This window comes from Azorhizobium caulinodans ORS 571, assembly GCF_000010525.1.
In the GTDB taxonomy this organism is placed as follows: Bacteria; Pseudomonadota; Alphaproteobacteria; order Rhizobiales; family Xanthobacteraceae; genus Azorhizobium; species Azorhizobium caulinodans.
The window spans coordinates 4,155,789-4,179,317 of sequence record NC_009937.1; the positions used below are offsets into that span (position 1 = coordinate 4,155,789).

Genomic DNA, 23,529 nt, shown 5'->3' on the forward strand with positions numbered 1-23,529 from the left:
TAAGGGCTCAGGCACTGCGCGCCCCTCACCGGACGGCGCTCTCGATGGGGCGCCGTCCGCTCGGGACGACTTACTCCACGTCCTCGACCTGGCCCGGCCCGCCGCCATAGGCGCGCTGGGCGAGGGCCGCTTCCATGAAGGGATCGAGATCGCCGTCGAGCACCTCCTGCGGGGTGCCCGAGGTGACACCGGTGCGCAGGTCCTTCACCAGCTGATAGGGCTGGAGCACGTAGGAGCGGATCTGGTGGCCCCAGCCGATGTCGGTGCGCGCGGCCTGCTCGGCGGCGGCGGCCTCCTCGCGCTTCTTCAGCTCCATCTCGAACAGCTTGGCGCGCAGCATGTTCCACGCGGTGGCGCGGTTCTTGTGCTGGGACCGGTCGCCCTGCGAGACCACGGCGATGCCAGTGGGAATGTGGGTCAGTCGAACCGCCGATTCGGTCTTGTTCACGTGCTGGCCGCCGGCGCCGCCGGAGCGCATGGTGTCCACGCGCACGTCACTCTCATTGATCTCCACCACGATGCGGTCGTCGATGACCGGATAGACGTCGATGGAGGCAAAGGAGGTCTGGCGGCGGGCATTGGAATCGAAGGGAGAGATGCGCACCAGACGGTGCACGCCGGCCTCGGTCTTCAGCCAGCCATAGGCGTTGTGGCCTTTCACGATGATGGTCGCGGACTTGAGGCCCGCCTGTTCGCCGGCGGACTCGTCCACCAGTTCCACCTTGAAGCCGTGCCGCTCACACCAGCGCCGGTACATGCGCAGCAGCATCTCGGCCCAGTCCTGGCTGTCGGTACCGCCGGCACCCGCATGGACTTCCAGATAGGTGTCGTTGGAATCAGCTTCGCCCGAGAGCAGGGCGTCGAGCTCGCGGCGGGCCAGTTCCGCCTTGAGGGCATCGAGCGCCCCGGCGGCTTCCGTGATCACGCTTTCGTCGCCTTCCGCCTCACCGAGCTCGATCAGCTCGATATTGTCGGTGAGATCGCGGGTGATGCGGTCGATGGCGTTCAGCGCATCCTCCAGGGAGGTGCGCTCCTGCATGATCTTCTGCGCCCGCTCCGGATCGTCCCACAGGGTGGGGTCCTCGGCGATGGCGTTGAGCTCCGCGAGGCGCCGGCGCGAGCGGTCCACGTTGAGATGCTGACGCAGCAGATCAACGGAAGCATTGATCTCGTCGACTTTCGCGGCGAGCTCCGCACGCATGGCTTACCTAACTCCGGATTTGGGCGGCGGAACGTAGCGGCGACGGGGCGCTGTGTAAACGCCCGGCACCGTGGCGCGCCGGATAAAGCACAAGGAGGCCCGCACACGGCGGACCTCCCGGTCGAAACGTCAAAGGGGCAGGTCAGTAGAGGCCGCCCGTGCCCGAGCGCACCGCCCGATCCGCCTCCGGCGTGACGCCGATGGAGGCGTCCGTGGTGCCGATGACGGAATAGCTGTCGGGCGGGGCGGTGCCGGGCTTGAAGCCTTCGAGGATGGACGCCTCACCCGGACCCGCGCGCAGGCCGGTCTTCGGGTTGATGCGCACCAGCTTGATGCCCGGCGGCACGCGGAAGGGAACGGCCGGCTTGTCGCCCAGCGCGCTCTTCATGAAGTCGCGGACGATGGGCGCGGTGAGCACGCCGCCGGTCGAACCCTTGCCCATGGCGCGGGGGCGGTCGTAGCCCAGATACATGCCCACCACCATGTCGGGGGTGAAGGCGATGAACCAGGCGTCCTTCTCGTCATTGGTCGTGCCGGACTTGCCGGCGACGGGGCGGCCGAGATCCTTGAGCGCGGTACCGGTGCCGCGCTGGATCACGCCCTCCATCATGGCGGTGATCTGATAGGTGCTCATGGCGTCGAGCACCACGGGGCGGCGGTCGAGCAGGGTCGGCTCGGGCTGGTTCTGCCAGGAGGTGGCGTCGCAGCCGCGGCACTCGCGCTCGTCATGCCGGAAGATGGTGTGGCCGTAGCGGTCCTGCACGCGGTCAATGAGCGAGGGCGTCACCTTGCGCCCGCCATTGGCGATGATCGCATAGGCGCCGACCATGCGCATAAGCGTGGTCTCGCCCGCGCCCAGCGACATGGAGAGCACCGGCAGCATGTCGTCATAGACGCCGAAACGCTTGGCGTAATCGGCGATCAGCGGCATGCCGATGTCCTGCGCGAGGCGCACGGTCATCACGTTACGCGACTGTTCGAGGCCGAAGCGCAGCGTCTGCGGGCCGTAGAACTTCTTGGCGTAATTCTCCGGCGCCCACACGCCGAGGCCGGGCCCCTGGTCGATCTCGATGGGCGCGTCCAGCACCACGGTGGAGGGCGTGTAGCCATTGTCCAGCGCGGCGGAATAGACGATGGGCTTGAAGGAGGAGCCGGGCTGGCGCAGCGCCTGCGTGGCGCGGTTGAATTGGCTCTCATCATAGGAGAAGCCGCCCACCATGGCGAGCACGCGGCCGGTGCGGGGCTCCATCACCGTGATGGCGCCCTCGATCTCCGGGATCTGGTGCAGGCGATACTGCCCGTCCTTGCCGGGAATGGCCTCCACATAGATGACGTCGCCGGTCTTCAGAACCTGAGAGACGGACGAGACGGCACGGCCGGCATCGGGTCCCTTCACCCAGCGCGCCCACTTCACGCCGTCCAGATTGATGAGGCCCACGTCGCGGGCGCTCGAGATGCCGCCGGAGCGGTCCTTGGGCGGCTGGAGGCCGATGCGCGCGGTGTCCTTGCCGGCGTCCAGCACCACCGCGAGCTTCCAGGGGATGTCGTAGAAGGTCTTGGCCTCGGCGAGCTTGGGACCCCAGTCGCCGGCGAACTCGATCTTGGTCACCGGGCCGCGCCAGCCGCGCTGCTCGTCGAAGCGGATGAGGCCGTCCATCAGCGTTTTCTTGGCGATGGACTGGAGGCGCGGGTCGAGCGCGGTCCGCACCGAGAGGCCGCCCTCATAGAGCTTGGTCTCGCCATAGCGCTCGTAGATCTGGCGACGCACTTCCTCGGCATAATATTCGGCAGCGAAGATGTGGGCGCCGGTCGGGCGCGGGGTGACCTCGAGCGGGCTCTTCTTGGCCGTCTCCGCCTGGGCGGCGGTGATGTAGCCGTTCTCGGCCATGCGATCGATCACCCAGTTGCGGCGTTCGATGGCACGGTCGGTGTTGCGATAGGGATTATAGGAGGACGGCGCCTTGGGCAGGGCCGCGAGATAGGCCGCCTGCTGGATGTTCAGATCCTCGACCGACTTGTCGAAATAGGTCAGCGCGGCGGCGGCGATGCCGTAGGAGCCGGAGCCGAGATAGATCTCGTTCAGGTACAGCTCGAGGATGCGGTCCTTGGAATAGGTGCGCTCGATGCGCAGCGCCAGCAGGGCTTCCTTGATCTTGCGGTCGATGGAGACCTCGTTGGTCAGGAGGAAGTTCTTGGCCACCTGCTGGGTGATGGTGGAGGCGCCCTGCGGACGGCGGCTGGTGCCGAGGTTCTGCAGATAGAACATGCCGGCGCGGAAGATGCCGGTGGGGTCGATGCCGCCGTGCTCGTAGAAATTCTTGTCCTCGGCCGAGAGGAAGGCCTCGACCACGAGCTTGGGCACGGACTGGATGGGGACGTAGAGACGCTTCTGTCGGGCGTATTCCGCCACCAGCGAACCGTCGCCCGCATGGACGCGGGTCATCACCGGGGGCTCGTAATTCTGAAGCTGGGTGTAGTCCGGCAGGTCCTGGGAATATTTCCACACGAAATAGGTGGCACCGGCCGCACCGACGAGGAGCGCCAGCGTGCCGAGAGCAAACAGGAAGCCGAAGAACCTCAACACCAGCCGCATTTCGCCGGCTCCCTCCCCGACAGCCGGCCCCTGTGGGAGGCGGCCGAACAGACCAATGGCGACAAGATACCCACGGGCACGCCTGTTCCAGGCGGCGCCGCGCGGGCCATCCTTAACGCAATGCGTATCCCTAGGCTATGTTGGCGAACTGTGGCTGCTTCACGGCCAATCGCGGCCGGACGAAGCCACAGCCGGATTAAAAGACGGTAACGCTGTCGGGACCGTGTGCCGGCAATCCACTGCTTTCACTGGGGCACGGCGGCCGGTGCGGCACCGGCGACACGGCTGGCGAAGAAGTCGTTGATGGCGGTCTGCATGGCGTCGGCCATCTTGTCGCGCCACGCCCCCGAGGTCATGTGCTTCAGGTCTTCCGGACTCGACATGTAGCCGAGTTCCACCAGCACGGACGGGACATCGTGGGCCTTCAGCACCCGGAAGCCCGCCGACTTGATGGGCGACTTGTGGAGGCGCGCCGCCGTCTTCATGGTCCCGACGAGGGTTTTCGCGAACAGCATGGAAAAGCTCTTGGTTTCGCGCTGGGCGAGGTCGAAGAGGATGTCCGCGACCTGGCTACTCTCGTCGGAGGAATCGATGCCCGCGATGGCGTCGGCCTTGTTCTCCTTCTCCGCCAGATGCGCCGCGTCCGCATCGCTCGCCTGATCGGACAGGGTATAGACGCTGGCGCCCCGCGCCTGCCCATCCCCCTGCGCCAGCGCATCCGCATGGATCGAGACGAACAGGGCCGCGCGATTGTTGCGTGCGATCCGCACGCGCTCACCCAGCGGCACGAAGACGTCGGTGGAACGGGTCAGCACCACCCGGTAGCGGCCCGTACGCTCCAGCTTGTCCCGCAGCGCCAGCGCCACATCGAGCACGATGGTCTTCTCGGTGAAGGCGGAATAGCCCGTCGTGCCCGAATCGAGCCCGCCGTGGCCGGGGTCGATCACCACCACCGGTCGGCGGTCGTCGGGCGCAGCCGGGGTGCTGTCGGCGGCCGGGGGCGGCGCCAGTTCGGCGGCGGTCGCGACCGAGCGGGCAAAGGTGTCGGCGTCGGTCTTCACCAGTTCCACCACCAGACGGGCCGGCTGGTCGTCCTGAGCGGGAAGCACGAAGGCCTTGTCCACCAGCACCGGATCGGAGGCGTCCAGCACCATGCGCGCCTTGCCGGGGGCGAAGACGCCGAAGCGATAGGCGGAAACGAGGCCTCGCCGCAGGTCGCGATTGTCCGCCCTGAACGCAAAGGTCACGTCGGTGAGATCGACGATGACGCGGGTGGGATTGGCCAGCGTGAAAGCGCGGAACTCCACCGGCCGGCTCAGATCCACCACAAGGCGCGTGCGCTGGTCGTCGCCCGCGAGACGCACCTCCTGCGCGGTGGCCGGACCCGAGGTCGGGGCGCCGGATGTGGCGGCACGGGCGGCGACCTTCAACGGATCGGGCTTGGCCTCGACCTTGGCCGGAGCGGCGCCCGCCGACGCCTCGCCCGCCCATGCGGCCGGGGCGGACCAGGCGAAGGCCGCTGCAAAAAATATCGCCAGCACAGAACCGGAACGAAACGTCGGGATCTTGATACCGGAGGACGAGATCGCCGCTCCCGCGCGACGCAGGGCGCCGCAGGCCAGAACGGGAAGAGGAGAACGCTGGAGCGTCGGCACTTCGACCTTCCGTATCCGCTGCGATAGTCCTACTCGATACGGGCGCCGGCGTTAACTCACCGTTGATCCCGCGCCCGTTCCCGGCAGGAAGCTGTGGCGCCGCTACCACACAACCGCCATGCGACAAGTCGTGGCGGACAAAGCCGTCGCGAGGCTGTTCACGGCGTCTCTGCCTAACAAGCTGGCAGCCCACGGCGCGTGCATCATCCTTGCCAAAGATGGCGCGGGGCGAGTATGAAGAAAACGCATATGGTTTGCGCTCCGGAATTCGCCTCTGGCCTTCCTGAAACCGCAGCTTCCCATGGGCGCGGCCCTTCCCCGGGACGCGACCCTTCCAGCGCAGGCGCTCCGCGGGAGGCCGTCTGCGGCGAAGGCGTGAAAGCGCGCTTCGCGGCCCACCGGCCCCACGCAAGCGCGGGCACGGTGCCGGTTCGAGGGATGGGCTGTTAGGTCGCACGGATGCCGAGGACTGCCCCGATCACAAGGGGACAAGCAGCCATGTGCTTGGGTCGGACACGGGTCCGTCCCCATGTTTCGCTGAGGGACGAGTAGCCGAGGGCATGGACGTTCTATCGCACGAACAGCACGCCGAGCGTGCTCCCGTGTGGCCCGATGCCGAAGGTGTCGTGAGGACGCCTGCGCGCTGCCGATCCTCTGTCCTTTTCCGCCATCACATCCGGTGTCTGAACGGGTCGCGGGCCTTGCCCCGGCGCCCATGGAAGCGCACGCGCTCCGACGCCGCGAAGAGAGATTTCCATGGCAAACAAGATGCTTATCGATGCCACCCACCCGGAGGAGACCCGGGTGGTGGTCGTGCGCGGCAACCGGGTTGAGGAATTCGACTACGAGTCCGCATCCCGCAAGCAGCTGCGCGGCAACATCTATCTCGCCAAGGTCACGCGCGTGGAGCCCTCGCTCCAGGCGGCCTTCATCGAATATGGCGGCAACCGCCACGGCTTCCTCGCCTTCAGCGAGATCCATCCCGACTATTACCAGATCCCCGTCGCCGACCGTCAGGCGCTGATCGAGGAAGAGGAGCGCGCCGCCCGCGCCGCCGAGGACGAGGAGGAGCGCCGCGAGCGCCGCCGCGAGCGATCCCGCCACAAGCGCGCCGCCGCCCCCGAGGTCGAGGCCGCCGACGAGGAAGCCGAGGACAGCGACGTCGAGGAAGTCGAGGACGAGGAGGTCATCGACACCATCGAGGACGGCACCATCATCTCCTCCTTCTCCGACGAGGAGGACGACGAGGACGAGGATGAGGACGCCGAGGTCGAGCCGCTCGACCCGGAGACGCTGCCCCGCGAGACCGACGTCGCCCACATCGCTGCCGCCGAGGATGGCGTCGAGGCCGATGCGCCGGTGGTGAGCCACGCCGTGGTGGCCGAGGCCGAGCCTGAGGCCGCTGCCCCCGAGGCGCCGGCTGAAGCCCTGCCTGCGCCCGCCGAGCAGCCCGTCCAGCCGGAAGCCGAGCCCCAGGTTCAGGCCGAGCAGGCCGCCGCCGCCGAAGTCGAATCGAAGCCCATGCTGGCCTCGGGCGACGCCGTGCTGAGCGAGCCGGCCGAGCCGGCGCCCGCCACCGGGTCCGAAGCGCCGGAAGCCTCTGCGGCCAACGACGCCGGTGAAGAGGCCGCGGAAGCCGGCGCCTCCGAGGCGGACGCTGCCGAGGGCGAAGCCGCCGAAGTCGAGGCGGAAGCCGAGCCCGTGCGTGCCCCGCGCGAGGATCGCCGCCGCCGCCGCTCCCGCCACCGCAACCGCAAGCCCGTCGAGGATGAGACGGACGGCGAGAGCGAGGACGGCGAAGAGGAAGACGAGGGCGTCGAGCAGATGGGCTCCGACGACGCGCTGGAGGAGGTGCCCGAGCGCGCACCCCAGCGTCGTGCCCGCACCTACAAGATCCAGGAAGTCATCCGCCGCCGCCAGGTGATGCTGGTGCAGGTGGTCAAGGAGGAGCGCGGCAACAAGGGCGCCGCCCTCACCACCTATCTCTCGCTCGCCGGCCGCTACTCGGTGCTCATGCCGAACACCGCCCGGGGTGGCGGCATCTCGCGCAAGATCACCAATGCGGTCGACCGCAAGCGCCTGAAGGAAGTGGTGCAGGAGCTGGAGGTGCCCGAAGGGATGGGCATCATCCTGCGCACCGCCGGCGCCAACCGCACCAAGGTGGAGATCAAGCGCGACTTCGAATATCTCCTGCGCCTGTGGGAGACGGTGCGCGAGCTGACGCTGACCTCCAGCGCGCCGAACCTCGTCTATGAGGAAGGCTCCCTCATCAAGCGCGCGATCCGCGATCTCTACAGCAAGGAGATCGACGAGATTCACGTGGCCGGCGAGGAGGGCTTCCAGGAAGCCCGCGACTTCATGCGCATGCTCATGCCGAGCCATGCGAAGAACGTCATTGCCTATCGTGAGCCGCAGCCGATCTTCGCCAAGTATGGCGTGGAGCATCAGCTCGACGCGATGTTCTCGCCCGTCGTGCAGCTCAAGAGCGGCGGCTACATCGTCATCAACCCGACCGAGGCCCTGGTCTCCATCGACGTGAACTCCGGCCGCGCCACGCGCGAGCACCACATCGAGGACACCGCGCTCAAGACGAACATGGAAGCCGCCGAGGAAATCGCCCGGCAGCTCCGCCTGCGCGATCTCGCGGGCCTGATCGTCATCGACTTCATCGACATGGAGGAGAAGCGCAACAACCGGTCGGTGGAGCGCAAGCTCAAGGATTGCCTGAAGAACGACCGCGCCCGCATCCAGGTGGGCCGCATCTCGCACTTCGGTCTCATGGAGATGTCCCGCCAGCGCATCCGCACCGGCGTGCTCGAAAGCTCCATCGAGGTGTGCCCCGTCTGCGGCGGCACCGGCCATGTCCGCTCCGCCGCCTCGGTGGCGCTCCAGCTGCTGCGCGCGCTGGAAGAGCAGCTCCTGCGCTCGGCCAGCCACAATCTCATCGCCCGCACCCGCGGCGAGGTGGCGCTCTACGTGCTCAACCACAAGCGCGCGCACCTGCGCGAGCTGGAAGACCGCTTCTCCGTCACCCTCATCGTCCAGGCGGACGAGAGCGTGACCGGACACCAGCCCTTCCTGATCGAGAAGGGCGAGATCGCCGCCCCGCCCGCCCCGGCCCCGCGCCTCAGCTCCGCCGTCCACCCCGATTCCATCCTGCCGGATGAGGATTATGAGGACGATGAGGAGGAACTGGAGGAGAGCGCCGAGGCCGAAGCCGAGGACGAAAGCGAGGGCGAGGCCGTCGCGTCCGAGCGCGGCGACGACCAGCCGCGCAAGCGTCGCCGCCGCCGCCGTCGGCGTGGGGGCGAGCGCGAATCGCGCGCCGATGACGCCAACGGCTCCGACGAGGACGGCGCCGAGGGCGATGACGAGACCGAATCCGCATCCGGCGAGGGCGACGACGAAGCCCGCGCCGAGGGCGAGGACCGGTCAGAGGCCGACAGCGCCGAGCGCCGCCGCCGCCGCCGCGGCCGCCGGGGCGGTCGCCGCAATCGCCGCGAAGGCGAGGCCGGTTCCGGTGACGAGACCTCCGCAGACGCCGAAGCCGATGGCGAGAGCGCGGAAGGCGAGGGCCTCGAGAGCGACGGCCAAGAGCCGGCGCGCGCGCTGAGCTTCCCCGGCCAGGAGACCTTCGCGGAGATCGAGGCCACCTCGAGCGAATCCCCCTCCCACGAAGCGAGCTCCAACGAGCCCCCTGTCACCGCCGATCCCCCGCTGCCGGAGCCGGTCGTAGTTCCCGAGGTTCTGGCGCCGGCGCCCGCTGCCGAGCCCGAGGCGCCTGCCGCCCCGGCCCCCCGTCGCCGGTCCACGGTGCGCGAGAAGGCACCCGTGAGCGGCGCCGCAAGCTCCGCGCCCACCGAGGCCGCTCCGGCGCCGCAGGCTCCCACGGAACCCGCGTCCGAGCCGGTGGAGGCCGCCCCCGAATCCCCGGTCGAGCCGGCGGTGGCGCAGGCGGAAGAGGCGCCTGCAGCGCCAGCCGCCCCGCCCGCTAAGCCGCGCACCGGCTGGTGGCAGCGCAAGCTGTTCGGCGAGTGAGCCTTTTTCTGAACAATCACGGAACGGCGCCTTCGGGCGCCGTTCTGCTTTCCAGGCCATGGATAGCGGCCGAGTCCCCCGTCCCTCCGGATGGGAAGGGGAGGTCAGCCGGTCAACAGCCGGCAATGCAATGCTGCGCCTCGAAAGTGTGATCGGATTCTCTGCCGCCACAGGTGGACAAGGCAGGCGTGCCCTGATATGGAAGCGCTCCTTCGGGAGATTGGCCCCGGGCGCTGAAGCGTTTGCGGACCAAGGCTTTCGATCCCAGATTTTATTGACGCTCGCTCGGCGCAACAGCTCGAAGAGGGATACACGTGCAAGTTCTCGTCCGCGATAACAATGTCGATCAGGCCCTCAAGGCGCTCAAGAAGAAGATGCAGCGCGAGGGGATCTTCCGCGAGATGAAGCTGCGTGGCCACTACGAGAAGCCGTCCGAGAAGCGCGCCCGCGAGGAAGCGGAAGCCGTTCGCCGCGCTCGCAAGCTCGCCCGCAAGCGCGCCCAGCGTGAAGGCCTGCTGCCCTCCAAGCCGCGTCCCGCCGGCCGCTGAGGCTGAGGGCCGACCCGTCGGCCCATAGAATTCGAGTTGAGCCAGACACCCGCGTGGCCGCTGCCGCGCGGGTGTTTTGCGTTGTACGGCGCACGGGGGCAGATGGTCAGCCATCCTCTGGAGCCGGCGTGGAACTTCACCGCGGCCTTAACGTTCCCGCCCGATGGTCGCATCATCGACGCGAAGGATTTGCTAGAAGGGTCCTTTGACGACGGTGTTCGGCCTTGGGCCGGGTCTGGAGAGTTGAGATGGTTGCTCGCGTCATAACCGTGGATCCGTTTGACATCGTGGTGTTCGGCGCCACTGGGGATCTGGCGAAACGCAAGCTGCTGCCGGCCCTCTATGAGCGCGACCTCGCCGGGCAGATCCCGCCCGACGCGCGCATCATCGGCGTCTCCCGTCGTCCCATGTCGCGGGGCGAGTTCCAGGAACTGGCCCGCGATTCGGTGGAGGATCGCGACGGCATCGACACCATCGAGGCCCAGCGCCTCGCCCGCTTCCTCGACCGCGTGGACTACGTGGCGGTAGATGCGGTCTCCGACGAAGGCTGGACCGACCTGAAGGCGCGCCTCTCCGAAGGCGGCGACCGGGTGCGCGTGTTCTATCTCGCGGTGGGGCCGGACCTCTTCGACGACATCTGCAGCCGCATCGGCGCCCATGGCCTCGTCACGCCCCAGAGCCGCGTGGTGGTGGAAAAGCCGGTGGGCAAGAATCTCGCCTCGGCCCGCAAGGTCAATGAGGCGGTGGGCCGGGTCTTCCCGGAAGACTCGATCTTCCGCATCGACCACTATCTCGGCAAGGAGACGGTGCAGAACCTGATGGCGCTGCGCTTCGCCAATGCCCTGTTCGAGCCGGTGTGGAACAACGCCCATATCGACCATGTGCAGATCACGGTAGCCGAGAGCATCGGCACCGCCGGACGCGCGGGCTATTACGACACCGCCGGCGCCCTGCGCGACATGGTGCAGAACCACATCCTCCAGCTGCTCTGCCTTGTGGCCATGGAGCCGCCCGTCTCCATGGATGCGGACGCGGTGCGCGACGAGAAGCTGAAGGTGCTGAAGGCCCTCGTGCCCATCGACGAGCGCAGCGCCCCGCATCTCACCGTGCGCGGCCAGTATCGCTCCGGCGCCTCGGCCGGTGGAGCGGTGCCGGGCTATCTCGAAGAACTCGGATCGCCCGAGAGCGACACCGAGACCTTCGTCGCCCTGCGCGCGGAAATCGCCAACTGGCGCTGGGCCGGCGTGCCCTTCTATCTGCGCACCGGCAAGCGCCTGCCCTCCCGCGTCTCGGAAATCGTCGTTGCCTTCCGGCCCATTCCGCATTCCGTCTTCGACGGGCAGGCGGGGCCGATCATGGCGAACCGCCTCGTCATCCGCCTCCAGCCGGACGAGGGCGTGAAGCTGTGGCTGATGATCAAGGATCCCGGCCCGGGCGGCATGCGCCTCCAGCACGTGCCGCTCGACATGAGCTTCGCCGAGGCCTTCGGCGTGCGCAATCCGGACGCCTACGAGCGGCTGCTGATGGATGTGGTGCGCGGCAACCAGACCCTGTTCATGCGCCGCGACGAAGTGGAAGCGGCGTGGAAATGGATCGATCCGATCCTTGAGGCCTGGCGCAATTCCCACGAGCCGCCCAAGCCCTATACGGCCGGCACCTGGGGGCCCTCCGCCTCCATCGCGCTGATCGAGCGCGACGGCCGCACCTGGATGGACGACTGACGCCTGCCGCGTGACCCCGGCTCCGGCCGGGGACCGCCCTGCCCTTCCGGCCCCGCACTGGAGCCCGCCATGACCGAAACCGCACCGGGCGAGCTGCTGCCCGTCGCCTTCACGGCCTATGAGGATCGCGCGGCGCTCGCCCGCGCCCTCGCAGCCCACGTGGCCGAGGCCCTACGCCGGCGCCTCGCCACCGATGGCCGCGCCGCGCTCGCCGTCTCCGGCGGGCGCACGCCCACCCTCTTCTTCGAGACGCTCTCCGGCGCTCCGCTCGACTGGGCGAAGGTGAGCGTGACGCTGGTGGACGAGCGCTGGGTGCCTGAGACTTCGGACCGCTCCAACGCCGCTCTCGTGCGCGCCCACTTGCTGCGTGGCCCCGCCACCGCCGCCCGCTTTGTGCCGCTCTATACCGGGGCCCCCACCCCTGAGGAGGGGCTCACCGCCGCCCATGCGGCCATCGCCGATCTCCCCCAGCCCTTCGCCGCCGTGGTGCTGGGCATGGGCGACGACGCCCACACCGCCTCCTTCTTTCCCGGCGCGGACACGCTGGCCACCGCTATCGATCCGCGCACCGATGCCAAGCTCATCACCGCCCGCGCGCCGGCGGCGGGGGAGCCGCGCATCACCTTCACCATCGGCCCGCTGATCGGCGCGGACGCCCTGTTCCTGCACATCGAGGGGGCCGGCAAGAAAGCCGTGCTCGATGCGGCGCGGGAACCCGGCGACCCCATGGAGCGTCCGATCCGCGCCATCCTGCTGCACAGCCCACGCCCGCTCGACGTGCTGTGGTGCCCCTGACGGAGATCCTTCCATGACCGACGTGACCACCGAGATCGCGGACCCGCAGGCGCGTGCCGAGGCGGTCTCCGCGGCCTGGGAGCGCCTCGCCGCCCTGCGCGCCGCGACGAGCGATACCCCCATCGCCCGGCTTTTCGACGCGCCGAACCGCTTCGAGCATTTCTCGCTCAGCCTCGGCGACCTGCTGCTCGATGCCTCCAAGACCTCGCTGACCGAGGAGGCGCTGGCTGGCCTCTACGCACTCATGCGCGCGGCTGGCGTGGAGGCGCGGCGGGACGCCATGTTCGCCGGCGCCCACATCAACATCACCGAGGACCGGGCCGTGCTCCACACGGCGCTGCGCGACACCACCGCCGCGCCGCTGCTGGTGGACGGGCAGGATGTGAAGCCGGAAATCCGCGAGACGCTGGGCCGCCTCGCCGCCTTCGCCGAGGGCGTGCGCAAGGGCACCATCGCCGGGGCCCGCGGCCAGGCCTTCACGGACGTGGTCAATATCGGCATCGGCGGCTCCGACCTCGGCCCGGTGATGGCGACGCTGGCGCTCGCCCCCTATCACGATGGCCCGCGCCTGCACTTCGTCTCGAACGTCGACGGCGCGCACATCCATGACGTGCTGAAGCCGCTCAATCCCGCCACCACGCTCATCATCATCGCCTCCAAGACCTTCACCACCATCGAGACCATGACCAACGCCCGCACGGCGCGGGCCTGGATCGCCGATGCGCAGGGCGAGGCGGCGGTGGGCGCGCATTTTGCCGCCGTCTCCACCGCCCTCGACAAGGTGGCCGCCTTCGGCATCGACACCGCCCGCGCCTTTGGCTTCTGGGATTGGGTGGGCGGGCGCTATTCGGTGTGGTCGGCGGTGGGGCTCCCGCTCATGGTCGCCATCGGCCCGGCCCTGTTCGCGGATTTCCTCGCCGGCGGCGCGGCCATCGACGAGCACTTCCGCAATGCGCCGCTGGAGGAGAATCTCCCTGCCCTGCTGGCCGCTGTCGGCCTGTGGCACCGGAACGTGTGCGGCTATCCGACCCGCGCCGTCATTCCCTATGACCAGCGCCTCGCCCGCCTGCCCGCCTATCTCCAGCAGCTCGACATGGAGAGCAACGGCAAGTCGGTGACCCTCGACGGCACGCCGGTGGCGCGACCCACGGGGCCTGTGGTCTGGGGCGAGCCGGGCACCAATTCCCAGCACGCCTTCTTCCAGCTCATCCACCAGGGCACGGACATCATCCCGGTGGAGTTCCTGATTGCCGCTCAGGGCCACGAGCCGAAGCTGCGCCACCAGCACGATCTGCTGATCGCCAACTGCCTTGCCCAGTCGGAAGCCCTGCTGAGGGGTCGCTCGCTGGAGGCGGCAACCGCGCAGCTCCGCGCCAAGGGCATGGGTGAGGCGGAGGCACAACGTATTGCACCGCACCGTGTTTTCTCCGGCAGCCGGCCGTCCCTCACCCTCGCTTATACGCTCCTCGACCCCTTCACCCTGGGTCGCCTCATCGCGCTCTATGAGCACCGCGTCTTCATAGAGGCCGCAGTGTGGGGCATAGACGCCTTCGATCAATGGGGTGTGGAACTCGGCAAGGAGCTGGCGACGGACTTCCTGCCCGCCGTGACAGAGGGCGCCGTGCCTCCCGGAACGTCCGGATCGACGCGCGGCACTCTTTCGCACCTGCGAAATCTTGCCGCTGACGCAAAGTAATTGGTATGCGCAAACGCGGGAGCGTCCTGCGTTATTTTGTATACCACGGATCCTGAAACTGGGTCAGTATGTCTTCCGTGAACGACGGCCGCCGACGTGGCGGCCGGCAGACGGTGCGGGAAGGGCCCGCACCTGGAGGCAGACATGACCACGAACGAATCCACCCTCTCGCGTCTCCTTGGCACCCTCGGCGCGATGCTGCGGTCGGCCGTTCCTGTGCAGGCTCCCGCGCTCGCCGGCGCGCCGGCTGCCACGCTGACCGATACCGCCCCGCGCGCCAGCTTCGGCGGCCGCAAGGACGAAGAGCACGAGCCCGCCTGGGCATCCTTCCCCCGCGCGCTCTGAGACGACGTTTTCCCTTTCCCAAATGAAAACGGCCCCCGGACGGACCGGGGACCGCAGTCTCGATGTCCGGCGGGGCTCGGCCCCGCCTCTCGTCATCAGTTGGCGATCTTCGCCTGAACCTTGCCGATCTCTTCCGATTCGATCTTGGCCTGGGCCACGAAGCGGGAGCGCATGGGCTTCAGAACGAACAGCGCCATCAGGGCCGCAATGGCGTTCACCGCCGCGGTGACGAGGAACACCATGTCCCAGTTGCCCATCTGCGCCACGGCGATGCTGGCGAAGGGGACCACCAGCGAGGCCGTGCCCTTGGCCGTGTAGAGCAGGCCGGCATTGGTGGTGGCGAACTTCGAGCCGAAGGTATCGCCGCAGGTGGCCGGGAAGAGCGAGTAGATCTCGCCCCAGGCGAAGAAGACGAGGCCGGTGAGCAGAACGAAGGCCACCGGGTTGGAGCCGAACTTGGCGAGGGCCAGAACGCCGACCGCCTCGAGGGCGAAGGCGATGAACATGGTGTTCTCGCGGCCGATGTTATCCGACACCCAGCCGAAGAACGGGCGGGTGAGGCCGTTCAGCACGCGGTCGATGGACAGCGCGAAGGTCAGCGCCGGCATGGTGATGCCCATCAGGCTCACCGGCACATCGCCGATGTGGAAGTCCTTGGCGATGGAGCCGAGCTGCGCCGTGGCCATCAGGCCGCCCGCGGCCACCAGCACGAACATCAGGTACATGACCCAGAACACCGGAGCCTTGGCCATCTCGCCGGGGCCGTAGTTGCGGCGGCTCTGCACGATCCCCTTGGAGACCGTCTTCGGCAGTTGGCCTTCCTTCGGGCTCTGGAGCAGCAGCGAGAGCAGCAGCACCACGCCGCCCTGCAGCAGGCCGAACACGAGGAAGGTCTGCTCATAGCCCGCATTGTGGATCATGTCCGCGATGGGGACGATAGTGATGGCCGAGCCGGCACCGAAGCCCGCGGCGGTGAGGCCGGCGGCGAGACCGCGACGATCCGGGAACCACTTGAGCGCCGCACCCACGCAGGTGCCGTACACCGCGCCGGCGCCGATGCCGCCGATGGCCGCGGAGACGTAGAGGAGCGCCAGAGAGCTCGCGACCGAGTTCATGGCCCAGGCGGCGGCGCACAGGATGCCGCCGATGAAGACGACGATGCGAGGACCGAACTTGTCGACGAACCAGCCCTCGATCGGGACCAGCCAGGTCTCGGTGAGCACGAAGATGGTGAACGCCACCTGAATCGCCGGACGACCCCAGTGATACTTGTCATTGATCGGCTCGACGAAGAGCGTCCAGCCATATTGCAGGTTGGCGATCATCGACATGCAGACCACGCCGATGAGCAGCTGCAGCCAACGCCCTCCGACGGGCCCCTGGCTTGCGGTTTGGACTGACGACATTTCCTTCCCTTCCCACACGTTGGTGTCATCGAAGACTGGTCGATGAAGGCCCGTGACGGTCGCCGTTCTTCTAGGCCGTGCCCGCTTGGCGTCGGGTCGGCTTGCGTACCGTCACTGTGATCCCATGAAGAAGGTTCGTCTTGCATGCTAATTACTGTAATGTAACAGCTACATCCGCTTGATTTATCAATGATTTTCGCCGAACAAGGCAGATTTTGCGGAAGGTGAATTTCACATGCAGACGTGGATATAATCGAAACTACATCTCATGATGTCGATTGGAAAATTCCGCCTGGACATATGTATTTACGAATACGCCAATTTACTCAAAATCTCCCGCCTGCACGAGACTATTGCGCTGCGCAGCGGCGGGCAACAGCGCCCGGATCGCGCGCGAAAACAAAAAAAAAAGGCCCCGGCAAAGCCGGGGCCGCGAGGGGTCGCCCGAGGGCGACAGAGGGCTCTTTGTTCAAGCGCGGACGATACCGTCGCGCTCGCGCAGGGCTTGGGCCGCCGCTTCGTTCTGCCGGTGATGGCGCGCCAGCATCGGACGCAGAACGAAAAGCGCGGCAAAGGCAGCGGTCAGATCCATGGCCGCGACGATGTAAAGAACCGTCGCCCAGCTGCCCGATGCTTCCATGATCAGGTTCGCCACGGGAACAAGCAGAGCCGCAACACCCTTGGCGCAGTAAAGAACGCCGTAGATCTTGCCCACATGCTTGGAACCGAACGTATCGGCCGCGGTTGCACTGAACAGAGAGTAGACTTCACCCCAGGCGAGGAAGACCACGCCGGACAGGATGATGAAGGCCCAGGGATTGTGACCGAACGTGCCGAGGGCGACGATGCCGATGCCTTCCATGGCGAAAGCAAAGAACATGGTCTTCTCACGGCCGATATGGTCGGAGATCCAGCCGAACAGCGGACGCGAAATACCGTTGAGGATACGGTCCAGCATCAGCGCGAACGGCAGGGCGGCCATGGCGAAGAAGTAGAGGTTCACTTCCACCTTCTTCACACCGAGGTCTTCCGCGATGACGCCGAGCTGCGCCACAGCCATCAGACCGCCGGTAACGGTGCAGATGAACATGCCGAGCATGACGTAGAAGACCGGAGTGCGCAGCGCTTCGCCGAGCGTGTAGTCACGCCGGGACTGGGCGACGCTCGCCGAATACACCACTTCACCGGAGCCCGGCTGCCGCAGGAAGCCCGCCGCGAGAAGGATGATGGCGCCCTGGATGAGGCCGAACAGGAAGAAGGTGTCCTGATAGCCGGAGGTCTTGAGCATGTTGGCGATCGGCATGATCGTCAGAACCGTGCCCGAGCCGTAGCCCGCCGCGGTGAGACCGACCGCAAGACCGCGCTTGTCCGGGAACCACTTCAGCGCGCTGTTGACGCAGGTGGCATACACGCAGCCGACGCCGATGCCGCCGATGACCGCGCCCACGTAGAAGCCCGTCAGCGTGGTGGCATAGGAGTTGACGATCCAGGACAGGCCGGTGAAGAGACCACCCACGAACACCACGGCGCGCGGGCCGTACTTGTCGATGAAGTAGCCCTCGATCGGCGTCAGCCAAGTCTGCACCACGACGAAGATGGTGAAGGCCACCTGAATGGACGCACGCGTCCAGCCGTGGGCGTTCTGGATCTCCGGAACGAAGAGTGTCCAAGAATATTGAATGTTGGCAGCCGCGACCATGCAGACGATGCCGGCCACCAACTGCAGCCAGCGCGTAGACGGCGCGGGGCTGCTCCCAGCTTGAGCGACCATGTTTCCTACCCCTGATGAAGATGATTTTTCTTCTATTGATATGAGGACCGCCCGACCCTCTGTCCCTCTTTGGGCGGCTGTTGCGAACGCGTAGAACTTGTCCTTTCCTGATCACGCAGATGCCGGACGGGCTCTTTCTGGCCCGGCCGGATCCGGCTCCTTCTTTCGATCCCGACGATTCACGCGGCCCCGGAGGCCCGCATGTTGGCGATATCGTCGGCACCGAAACCGATCCAGGCGAGCACCTGTTCGGTGTGCTCGCCAAGCAGGGGCGCCCTTTCCACCTCTACCGGACTGTCCGAGAGCTGGATGGGCGAAGCAACGGTCACGTAATTGCCCCGCTCGGGATGGGGCACTTCCACGAGGAAGCCGCGCTCGTAGAGGCTGCGGTCCTCGATGATGTCCTTGGTGGAGAGGATGGGGCCGCATGGCACGTCAATGGCCGAGAGCGCCTTCATCACCTCGAACTTGGTGCGCTTGCGCGTCCAGGCCTCGATCACTTCGAAGCAGGCCTCGAGCCGCTCCGCCCGCGCCTCGTGGGAGGCGAAGCGCGCATCCTCGATCAGGTCCTTGCGGCCGATGAGGCGCATGAGCGGCGCCCAGCCCTGCGGCTGGATGATGACGTAGCAATAGTCATTCTCGCCGCCCGGCGCGCAGCGCAGGGCCGCGCCCGGCTGGCCGCCGCCGGAAGCATTGCCGGCCCGCGGCACCGAATCCCCGCGCGGCGCGCCGGGATATTCGGTCAGCGGCCCGGAGGCGAGGCGCTGCTGGTCCCGCAGCTTCACCCGCAGCATGTTCATCACGCAGTCCTGCATGGCCACGTCCACCCGCTGGCCGCGGCCGGTGACCGTGCGCTGGTAGAGGGCCGCAAGGATGCCCGCCACACAGTGGATGCCGGTGCCCGTGTCGCCCACCTGGGCGCTGGAGGCGGTGGGCGGGCCGGACTGCCAGCCGGTGGTGCTCATGGCCCCGCCCATCGCCTGGGCGATGGTCTCATAGGCCTTGGCATCCTGATCGTCCGTGCCGGCGAAGCCCTTGATCGAGGCGTAGACGATCCGGGGATTGATGGCGCTGATGCGCTCGTAGGAGAAGCCCTGCCGCTCGAGCACGCCGGGGCCGAAATTCTCCACGAGCACGTCGCAGCGCTCGATGAGGCGCGTCAGGGCGTCCTGGCCCTGCTGCGACTTGATGTTCAGCGTGACGCTGCGCTTGTTGCCGTTCAGCATCGCAAAATACAGGCTGTCGACGTTGGAGCGGTCGCGCAGCTGGCTCCGGGTAATATCGCCCCGGCGCGGCATCTCGATCTTGATGACGTCCGCGCCCATCCAAGCGAGCATCTGCGTCGCGGACGGTCCGGACTGAACGTGCGTCATATCGAGAATCCGCACGCCTTCGAGCGCCTTGGCCATGCCTTCTAACCCCTGGATCCTGCCCTCTTTTTTCCGATGCCGGTCTTCCGCCGACCCTGGAAACCGCCCGCCCAAGCCGCGGGTTGAAGCTCGTTGGCTCCGCTATTGTATCCCGTATACCAAGTACATTTGAGCGTACCATTCATCCCGAACGGCTGCAAATGTTTTGCAGCCGTTTTCTTGCTGCAACTGCGCGAGAACTACCGCAATGCAGCAAGAGCGACATTCATGCCGCTGTGGGCCTGTTCAGCGAAAGTCGCGACCTCGGATTCATGCAAGTAATGGCGCATGAGATCGGTGGCGCTGATCACGCCCACGAGCGCATGCTCCTGCATCACCGGCAGGTGGCGCACCTGATGTTCGTCCATCAGCCGCAGCACGGTGACGATGCTGTCCGTCAGCGCGCAGGAGATGACCTGACGCTTCAGGAAGGCGCCGACCGTCAGGCTCGGCGTGTTTGCGCCGTGCTCCACCAGGGCGCGGGTGACGTCGCGCTCGGAGAACACGCCCACCACCGTATTGCCCTCGGTCCGGCACACGTCCTTCACCACCACGGAGGAGACGTTCTCCCGCCGCATGATCATCGCCGCCGTGGCGATGGTCTCGTTCATCCGCACCGTCACGATGCGGGTGTCGCGCTTCTCGCGCAGAATATCGTCGACCGAGATCATGGCAGTCCTCATTCAGCTGGAACGCCGCGGAAGCCCGCGGAGGAAGCGCAGCGCCTGAGGCAGGCCGCGTCGGAGGATGACACCTCCTTCATTGGAACCATGCTGGTATGCAGAATACGTGATGTCAATAAGCAGTGCCGCAGCCCGAACGGGACTTTTACGCTGCACTGCAACCGGATGTTCTGGAATTTTGTCGGCCAGAGCTTGCTTGCTCTCGCCGCCCAGAGATGACACAGAGTATGTTGTATGCGAAAAGCCGGAAGCGCCGCGCCGCCCGATCCTTCGGGCCTGCGCACCGGCCCGATCATACGCAACGGCTTGCAACGGCTGGGTCAGGCAAGGGCGAGATGACTTACCAGGATATCAACGTGAAGCCGATCGAGACCGAATCGAGCTTCCGGATGAAAGCCTATAAGGCACTCAAGGCTGCCATCATGGAGATGGACATCTACAGCCATGAGGAAGAGATCCGGCTGGAGGAGCGACAGCTCTCCGAGAAGCTCGGCGTCTCCCGCACCCCGATCCGCGAGGCGATGACGCTTCTGGAGCAGGAAGGCTTCGTGCGCTCGGTGCCGCGTCGGGGCATCTTCGTGGTGCGCAAGACCAAGCGGGAAGTGCTGGAGATGATCACCGTCTGGGCGGCGCTCGAGAGCATGGCCGCCCGCCTCGCCTGCCAGCGCGCCACGGACGCCGACATCAAACTGCTGCGCGAGAACATCCGCGCCTTCGCCGACCGCGATCCGGAGGCCTTCGTCTCGGAATATTCGGAGGCCAATCTCGCCTTCCACCGCCTCATCATCCGGCTTTCGGGCAGCGAACTCCTGGTGGAGACGACGGACAACCTGTTCCCGCACATGCGCGGCGTGCGCAAGGTGACCATCGGGCAGGACCACCGCGCCCAGCGCTCCATCATCGACCACACAAAGATCGTTGAGGCCATCGAGAAGCGCGATGCCGACCTCGCCGAACGCCTCGTGCGCGAGCACACGCTCGGCCTTGCCAAGCACGTGGAAGCCCACGGCGACTTCCTCGACTGAGACCAGCCGCCCTAGCGGGCAACCTGCAGAGTGAGGTCCCAAAAGAAAAGCGCCCGGACCGTCTGGCCGGGCGCTTTCTTATGTTCGGACCTTCGGATGCCTCAGGCGGCGGTCTTGTGCTTGGCCATCAGTTCCACGAAACGCGTGAAGAGATAGTGGCTGTCGCGCGGGCCGGGGCTCGCCTCGGGGTGATACTGCACCGAGAACACCGGCTTGTCGGCCAGCGCGATGCCGGCGTTGGAGCCGTCGAACAGGGAGACATGGGTCTCCTGCGCATTGGCCGGCAGGCTGTCGCGATCCACGGCAAAGCCGTGGTTCATGGAGGTGATCTCCACCTTGCCGGTGGTCAGATCCTTCACCGGATGGTTCGCGCCGTGGTGGCCCTGGTGCATCTTCAGGGTGCGGCCACCGACCGCGAGGCCGATCATCTGGTGGCCGAGGCAGATGCCGAACGTGGGGATCTCCTTGGCGATCAGCTCGCGGATCACCGGCACCGCATATTCGCCTGTCGCCGCCGGATCACCGGGCCCGTTGGACAGGAACACGCCGTCCGGCTGGAGCGCCAGCACATCCGCCGCCGAGGTGGTGGCGGGAACCACGGTCACCTTGCAGCCGGCGGTGGCGAGCAGGCGCAGGATGTTGCGCTTCACGCCATAGTCGATGGCGACCACGTGATACTTGGGCGCGCCCTGGTGGCCATAGCCGCCATTCCACTGCCACTCGGTCTCGTCCCAGTTGAAGCGCTGGACCGAGGTGACGCCCGGCACGAGGTCCATGCCGACGAGGCCCGGCCATTCCTTGGCCTTGGCCTTGAGCGCCTCGATGTCGAACACGCCGGCCGGATTGTGGGCGAGCACCGCATTCGGCATGCCGCCTTCGCGGATGAGGGCGGTGAGCGCGCGGGTGTCGATGCCGCTGATGGCGGGAATGTCCCGCGCCTTCAGCCAGGCGTCGAGATGGCGGGTGGCCCGGTAGTTGGACGGATCGGTCACCGATCCGCGCACCACCACCCCGCGCACGCCGGACACGGCGGCGGCGGACACCGTCTCGATGTCCTCCTCATTCGTGCCCACATTGCCAATGTGCGGGAAGGTGAAGGTGATGATCTGCCCGGCATAGGAGGGATCGGTGAGAATCTCCTCATAGCCGGTGATGGCGGTGTTGAAGCACACCTCCCCTACGCCCTCGGTGGCCGCGCCGAAGCCGAAGCCTTCCAGCACGGTGCCATCAGCGAGAACCAGAAGGGCGGTCGGCTTCGGTTCGGTCCAGCCCTCGGCGGAGCCGGGTGCGTCTTGTTCCTGCGTCATGGATCGCCTAGATAAGGGACTGCGCGCGGCGTTGCCAGCCATGCGCGCGAATTTGTGCGCCGAATGCCCGGCTACCTGAGGATGCCGCTGGTGACAAGGGCCGCGCTCATACCCCTGATCTGCGCCCAGAGCGGAGCCGGGCACCGGCACCGGCGCGGATGCTGTTATTCAAGAGGACGCCGTGCTGCGTGACGAGATCAATACAGCCCTCAAAGAGGCGCTGAAAGCCCAGGACAAGTGCCGCGTGTCCACGCTGCGGCTGATCAATGCCGCTGTGAAGGACCGCGATATCGACGCCCGGGGCCTGGGCAAGGACCCGCTCTCCGACGACGACCTGCGCGCCCTGCTCGCCAAGATGGTGAAGCAGCGCGAGGAGAGCGCGAAGATCTATGAGGAGAACGGACGGCCGGAGCTTGCCGCGCAGGAGCGCGACGAGATCAAGGTCATCCAGGACTTCATGCCCAAGCAGCTCTCCGAGGACGAAACCCGCGCGGCCATCGCCGCCGTGGTCGCCGAGATCGAGGCCAAGGGCATCAAGGACATGGGCCGGGTCATGGGCGTGCTGAAGGAGCGCCACGCCGGCGCCATCGACTTCGGCAAGGCCTCCGCCTGGGTGAAGGACGCCTTGACGGCGGCCTGAGCGCTCTCGGGGCGGGCTGTGTCCCGCCCCTGTGGACAGCGGGGATGGCTAGGTCTTGGCCGCCCTCTTGCCGCGGGAAGCGGCCATTCGGGGCGCGCGATCCGACTGCTGCACGAACGAGCGCAGAACGGCATTGATGCGCTTCTGGTAGCCCTCGCCTCCGGCTTTGAAGAAGGCCAGCACATCCTCGTCAATCCGGATGGAGATGGGGATTTTCTTCGGCGGCACGACCACTTCGGCCTGCGACCAGTCGAGGTCGAGCAGACCTTCCCAAGCGGGGTCGGCGTGCGCGGCCGTTTCGATCTCGGCCTCGCTCATGGCCTCGATGCCGGCCCAGTCGGTCTCGTCCGGAAGCCGGGCCAGCTCATCGGGCGAATAGCGCACGATATTGCTGCTCTTCGTCCTTTCGGGCGCGGCGGGCGGAGATGATGCGGATCGCTTCACCCCGCTGGACATGGATGACGGCGAAGAGCTTGCCTTGGATTTCGATGATGCTGACATGTCTTTCTTCGCCTCCCCGGTCGGAGCGCAGGCTCAGATAGGGCTTCTCGACCATCGCCCGTGCGACGGTCGGGAATGAAATGCGGTGCTTGGCAATGTTGGTTTCGTTCTTTGTCGCGTCCCACTCGAAACAGAGCTCGGGCATGGGCAAATTCCTGAGGCTGAATTACCTGCTCATTCCAAAACCTCCATCGT

At 66.8% G+C, this 23,529-nt stretch carries 18 protein-coding genes; 8 read left to right on the top strand and 10 right to left on the bottom strand.

What is annotated here, in order from left to right; all coding sequences use genetic code 11:
• Nucleotides 1-70 precede the first annotated feature (70 nt).
• From prfB to AZC_RS18685, 3 genes are all read right to left on the bottom strand, one after another.
• Complete coding sequence (gene prfB / locus AZC_RS18675) at nt 71-1,201, bottom strand: peptide chain release factor 2 (RefSeq protein WP_012172147.1); 1,131 nt, start codon at nt 1,199-1,201, stop codon at nt 71-73.
• 142 nt (nt 1,202-1,343) lie between these two features.
• Nucleotides 1,344-3,794: a penicillin-binding protein 1A gene (locus AZC_RS18680; protein WP_012172148.1), complete on the bottom strand. Its 2,451-nt coding sequence runs from the start codon at nt 3,792-3,794 to the stop codon at nt 1,344-1,346.
• 245 nt (nt 3,795-4,039) lie between these two features.
• On the bottom strand, nt 4,040-5,335 hold the full coding sequence (locus AZC_RS18685) for an N-acetylmuramoyl-L-alanine amidase (RefSeq protein ID WP_244421737.1): 1,296 nt from the start codon (nt 5,333-5,335) through the stop codon (nt 4,040-4,042).
• Between the two features lie 870 nt (nt 5,336-6,205).
• Here AZC_RS18685 and AZC_RS18690 point away from each other — a divergent pair.
• The 6 genes from AZC_RS18690 (at nt 6,206) to AZC_RS18715 (ending at nt 14,592) form a co-directional block, all read left to right on the top strand.
• Complete coding sequence (locus AZC_RS18690; protein WP_012172150.1) at nt 6,206-9,487, top strand: Rne/Rng family ribonuclease; 3,282 nt, start codon at nt 6,206-6,208, stop codon at nt 9,485-9,487.
• Nucleotides 9,488-9,801: 314 nt separating this feature from the next.
• Nucleotides 9,802-10,035 carry a 30S ribosomal protein S21 gene (rpsU, locus tag AZC_RS18695; protein ID WP_012172151.1) on the top strand — a complete coding sequence of 78 codons (234 nt, stop codon included), beginning with the start codon at nt 9,802-9,804 and terminating at the stop codon, nt 10,033-10,035.
• A gap of 248 nt (nt 10,036-10,283) precedes the next feature.
• On the top strand, nt 10,284-11,756 hold the full coding sequence (zwf, locus tag AZC_RS18700) for a glucose-6-phosphate dehydrogenase (RefSeq protein WP_012172152.1): 1,473 nt from the start codon (nt 10,284-10,286) through the stop codon (nt 11,754-11,756).
• A 69-nt stretch (nt 11,757-11,825) separates the two neighbouring features.
• On the top strand, nt 11,826-12,551 hold the full coding sequence (gene pgl, locus AZC_RS18705) for a 6-phosphogluconolactonase (protein ID WP_012172153.1): 726 nt from the start codon (nt 11,826-11,828) through the stop codon (nt 12,549-12,551).
• A 13-nt stretch (nt 12,552-12,564) separates the two neighbouring features.
• The gene (gene pgi / locus AZC_RS18710; RefSeq protein WP_012172154.1) at nt 12,565-14,247 is read left to right on the top strand and encodes a glucose-6-phosphate isomerase; all 1,683 of its coding nucleotides are present in this window, start codon (nt 12,565-12,567) and stop codon (nt 14,245-14,247) included.
• 144 nt (nt 14,248-14,391) lie between these two features.
• Nucleotides 14,392-14,592: a hypothetical protein gene (locus AZC_RS18715; RefSeq protein ID WP_043879591.1), complete on the top strand. Its 201-nt coding sequence runs from the start codon at nt 14,392-14,394 to the stop codon at nt 14,590-14,592.
• Nucleotides 14,593-14,687: 95 nt separating this feature from the next.
• Here AZC_RS18715 and oxlT (AZC_RS18720) read toward each other — a convergent pair whose 3' ends face one another.
• From oxlT (AZC_RS18720) to AZC_RS18735, 4 genes are all read right to left on the bottom strand, one after another.
• Nucleotides 14,688-15,998, bottom strand: coding sequence for an oxalate/formate MFS antiporter (oxlT, locus tag AZC_RS18720; RefSeq protein WP_043879592.1), 1,311 nt, complete (start codon nt 15,996-15,998; stop codon nt 14,688-14,690).
• 469 nt (nt 15,999-16,467) lie between these two features.
• Nucleotides 16,468-17,697 carry an oxalate/formate MFS antiporter gene (gene oxlT, locus AZC_RS18725; RefSeq protein ID WP_244421879.1) on the bottom strand — a complete coding sequence of 410 codons (1,230 nt, stop codon included), beginning with the start codon at nt 17,695-17,697 and terminating at the stop codon, nt 16,468-16,470.
• Between the two features lie 251 nt (nt 17,698-17,948).
• The gene (frc, locus tag AZC_RS18730) at nt 17,949-19,178 is read right to left on the bottom strand and encodes a formyl-CoA transferase (protein ID WP_012172158.1); all 1,230 of its coding nucleotides are present in this window, start codon (nt 19,176-19,178) and stop codon (nt 17,949-17,951) included.
• Between the two features lie 200 nt (nt 19,179-19,378).
• Complete coding sequence (locus AZC_RS18735) at nt 19,379-19,849, bottom strand: CBS domain-containing protein (RefSeq protein WP_012172159.1); 471 nt, start codon at nt 19,847-19,849, stop codon at nt 19,379-19,381.
• A gap of 347 nt (nt 19,850-20,196) precedes the next feature.
• Between AZC_RS18735 and AZC_RS18740 the strand changes: the two genes are divergently transcribed.
• A complete protein-coding gene (locus AZC_RS18740; RefSeq protein ID WP_012172160.1) occupies nt 20,197-20,886 on the top strand; it encodes a GntR family transcriptional regulator in 690 nt (229 codons plus the stop codon).
• Nucleotides 20,887-20,987: 101 nt separating this feature from the next.
• On the opposite strand, the gene carA is transcribed toward AZC_RS18740, so the two are convergent.
• On the bottom strand, nt 20,988-22,193 hold the full coding sequence (gene carA, locus AZC_RS18745) for a glutamine-hydrolyzing carbamoyl-phosphate synthase small subunit (protein ID WP_012172161.1): 1,206 nt from the start codon (nt 22,191-22,193) through the stop codon (nt 20,988-20,990).
• 181 nt (nt 22,194-22,374) lie between these two features.
• On the opposite strand from carA, the gene AZC_RS18750 reads away from it, so the two are divergent.
• Entirely contained in the window at nt 22,375-22,833 is a 459-nt protein-coding gene (locus AZC_RS18750; RefSeq protein WP_012172162.1) for a GatB/YqeY domain-containing protein, read from the top strand.
• A gap of 48 nt (nt 22,834-22,881) precedes the next feature.
• Here AZC_RS18750 and AZC_RS18755 read toward each other — a convergent pair whose 3' ends face one another.
• Complete coding sequence (locus AZC_RS18755) at nt 22,882-23,217, bottom strand: BrnA antitoxin family protein (RefSeq protein ID WP_244421738.1); 336 nt, start codon at nt 23,215-23,217, stop codon at nt 22,882-22,884.
• Entirely contained in the window at nt 23,198-23,479 is a 282-nt protein-coding gene (locus tag AZC_RS18760; RefSeq protein WP_043879594.1) for a BrnT family toxin, read from the bottom strand. Before AZC_RS18760 ends, AZC_RS18755 begins: the two co-directional genes overlap by 20 nt.
• Nucleotides 23,480-23,529 lie beyond the last annotated feature (50 nt).